The following is a 3,626-nucleotide window of genomic DNA, read 5'->3' on the forward strand; positions in this document are numbered from 1 at the left end:
GGGTTCCGGGTGCTGCAGGCCATCGACGATCCGGTCAACGCCCCCGAGCCGCTCGAGCATGTCGGGATCTTCGTCCGCGAACTGGGCGCGGTGGCGCGGCCGGTGCGATCGGCGGCGGTGGCCAGGGTCTGCCACATGGTGTCGGGATCGCCCGGTTCGGCCAGCAGCATGGCCATGGCCTGAGAGTTCAAGCGATTCTGGGCGATACGCAGCCGGGCGGGCTTCTCGAAGTCGATGGCCAGCAGCGAGCTGGCGTGCCCGAGCAGCACCTGATCGACGGAACTGAGCGCGCCGTCGGTCACCACCGCGAGATGCCCATGCACGGTCTGCCCGGCCGTAATCGCTTGCAGCACAATGTATTGCCCGGAACTGACCTGAATGACGCCGCTGCCCGCGCCGTCGCCGCGCGTACCGAGGAATTCCTCTATCCGCTCCATGATCGCGGCGGCGGGCTTGCGCGGCTGCGCCTCGGAAATCGTGCCGTCCGCGCCGATCACCAGCACGGTGGCCGACAGCGCGGCCGCCAGCTCCTTGCTCATCGCCCGCGCCCCGGTGATGGCGGCCCGGGTGAGCCGCGGCTGCGCCCGCGACGCGCGCAGCACCTTCTCGTACTCCTGATCGGCCAGCCGCTGCATGACTTTCTTGGTGATCGCGCCGAACGGTGTCGGCAGCGGCACCTCGAACAGCGGCAGCCCCAGCCGGTCGGCGGCCTCGATCAATTCCTCCGGCACGGTCTCGTAGGACAGGCCGACGCCGAACCCGACACCCGCGATCCCGACCGCGTGCAGATCCTCCAGATAGCGCTGGCGGTCCGCGCGACCCAGCGGCAACCCCATGCCGGTGGTGAGCACCAACTCCCCGCCCGACATCCACTGCTGCGGTTCGGCGAGCTCGGAGGTGAGCACCAAGGTGATGGCCCGGCCGAGCCCGTCCCCGCCGCCACGCAGCACCAGGCCCAGCTCGGGCTGGGTCAGCACCCAGCGCACCGGAATTCCCGCGTTCACAGCTCTCCCATGGCTATCTGTACAGATTGTCGAAACGACATTGTGCCGACTCACCGATCCGGCGGGTGACGCGGGGGTGTGTCACACAGCACACTGGCGGTCAACCACAGCGCACCCCACGTCGAGAGAGATCGGGCATACATGACTGAGACGCTTCGCAACTTCATCGACGGTCAGTTCGTCGCCGCCACCGCCTCGGAGTCGTTCGAGCTGATCAGTCCCGTCGACGAGACCGTGGTCGGCCGTAGCCCGATCTCCAGCCGGTCCGATGTGGATGCCGCGGTCGCCGCGGCGGATCGCGCGTTCCCGGCGTGGAAGGCGGCCACTCCGAGCCAGCGTCAGGCCGCGCTGTTGAAGCTGGCCGACGCCATCGAGGCCAATTCGGACGCCTTGGTCGAGGCGCAGTGCCGCGAGACCGGTCAGCCCAAGCACCTGGTCGCCAGCGAGGAAGTCGCCACCGGCGCCGACCACCTGCGCTTCTTCGCGGGCGCGGCCCGCATGCTGGAGGGCAAGTCGGCGGGCGAGTACATGCCCGGGTTCACCTCGTATGTGCGTCGCGAACCGGTCGGTGTGATCGGCCAGGTGACCCCGTGGAACTACCCGCTGATGATGGCCATCTGGAAGATCGGCCCGGCCCTGGCGACCGGAAACACCGTGGTGCTCAAGCCGAGTGACACCACCCCGGGCAGCACGCTGAAGCTCGCCGAACTGTCGCGAGGCATCCTGCCCGACGGTGTGCTCAACGTGGTGCTGGGCACCGCGGCCACCGGCGCGGCGCTGGTCAGCCACCCGCGTCTGGACATGGTGGCCATCACCGGTTCGGTGCGCGCGGGCATCGCGGTGGCGAGCGCGGCGGCCGAACAGGTCAAGCGGGCGCACCTCGAACTCGGCGGCAATGCCCCGGTCGTGGTGTTCGGCGACGCCGATCTGGCGCTGGCCGCCGACCGCATCGGCGATGCCGCGTTCTTCAACGCCGGCCAGGACTGCACCGCGGCCACCCGGGTGCTGGTGCACGAGTCGGTGCACGACGATCTGGTCGCGGCCCTGGTGAAGAAGGCGCAGACGGTGAAGCCCGGCCTGCCCGACGATCCGGACGCCGCCTACGGCCCGCTCAACAACATCCGCCACTTCGAGTCGGTCACCGGCAAACTCGCGGCCCTGCCCGCGCACGCGACGATCGCCACCGGCGGCGAGCGCGTCGGCGAGCGTGGCTTCTATCTCGCGCCGACCGTGATCACCGGGGTGCATCAGGACGATCAGATCGTGCGGGAGGAGACCTTCGGCCCGATCCTCACCGTGCAGCCCTTCGCCGACGAGGCGGAGGCCGTGCGGCTGGCCAACGACGTCGACTACGGCCTGGCCTCCAGCGTCTGGACCCGCGATCACGGTGTGGTGCAGCGGGTTTCGGCGGCCCTGGACTTCGGCGCGGTGTGGGTGAACTGCCACATCCCGCTGGTGGCGGAGATGCCGCACGGCGGCTTCAAGCGCTCCGGCTACGGCAAGGACCTCTCGGCGTACGGCGTCGAGGACTACACCCGCATCAAGCACGTCATGAGCGCGCACGACTGACCGCGCGCTTCACACCTTTCCCTGAACTCTTTCCCGCAGAAGGACTTCCGAATGACCGAGATCACCTACCGGCTCCCGCAGCAGCGGGCTCTGCACACCGAGCTACCGGGCCCGCGCTCGCAGGAGCTGGCCGCGCGCCGCAAGGCCGCCGTCGCCGCGGGTGTGGGCTCCACCGCGCCGGTGTACGCCGCCGACGCCGACGGCGGTGTCATCGTGGACGTCGACGGCAATTCGCTCATCGACCTGGCCGCGGGCATCGCGGTCACCAATGTCGGCGCGGCGCACCCGAAAGTCGTTGCTGCGGTGCAGGAGCAGATCGCACGCTTCTCGCACACCTGTTTCATGGTGACCCCATACGAGGCCTACGTCGAGGTCTGCGAGCGGCTGGCCGAATTGACCCCCGGCGATCACGAGAAGCGCAGCGTGCTGTTCAACTCCGGCGCGGAGGCGGTGGAGAACGCCATCAAGGTGGCGCGCCTGGCCACCGGCCGCACCGCGGTCGTCGCCTTCGATCACGCCTACCACGGCCGCACCAACCTGACCATGGCGCTGACCGCGAAGAACATGCCCTACAAGGCGCATTTCGGGCCGTTCGCGCCCGAGGTGTACCGCATGCCGATGTCCTACCCGTTCCGCGACGGCGGCCAGGACGGCGTAGCCGCTGCACGCGAGGCGATCTCGCGGATCGAGAAGCAGATCGGCGCGGACTCCCTGGCCGCCATCATCATCGAACCGATCCAGGGTGAGGGCGGATTCATCGTCCCCGCACCGGGATTCCTGCCGACCCTGGTCGAGTGGGCGCGCGCCAACGGCGTGGTGTTCATCGCCGACGAGGTGCAGACCGGTTTCGCCCGCACCGGCGACTGGTTCGCCTGCGAGGCCGAACGCGTGGTGCCCGACATCATCACGATGGCCAAGGGCATCGCGGGCGGTATGCCGCTCTCGGCCATCACCGGCCGCGCGGAGCTGCTCGACGCCGTGCACGCGGGCGGCCTGGGCGGCACCTACGGCGGCAACCCGGTCGCCTGCGCCGCCGCGCTGGCCGCCATCGAC

Annotated in this window: 3 protein-coding genes; 2 read left to right on the forward strand and 1 reads right to left on the reverse strand. The window is 69.6% G+C overall.

Annotated features, from left to right (window positions below; translation table 11 throughout):
- Positions 1-1,004, reverse strand: a 1,004-nt coding sequence (locus ACWELQ_RS41000; RefSeq protein ID WP_452402380.1) for a PucR family transcriptional regulator ligand-binding domain-containing protein, incomplete at its 3' end; no start/stop codon positions are given.
- Positions 1,005-1,145: 141 nt separating this feature from the next.
- On the opposite strand from ACWELQ_RS41000, the gene ACWELQ_RS41005 reads away from it, so the two are divergent.
- Positions 1,146-2,573, forward strand: a complete 1,428-nt coding sequence (locus ACWELQ_RS41005) for an aminobutyraldehyde dehydrogenase (protein WP_452402381.1) — start codon at positions 1,146-1,148, stop codon at positions 2,571-2,573.
- 51 nt (positions 2,574-2,624) lie between these two features.
- Positions 2,625-3,626 (forward strand): aminotransferase class III-fold pyridoxal phosphate-dependent enzyme (locus ACWELQ_RS41010; protein WP_452402382.1); only part of this gene is annotated, 1,002 nt, incomplete at its 3' end.

This window comes from Nocardia sp. NPDC004722 (assembly GCF_053601505.1).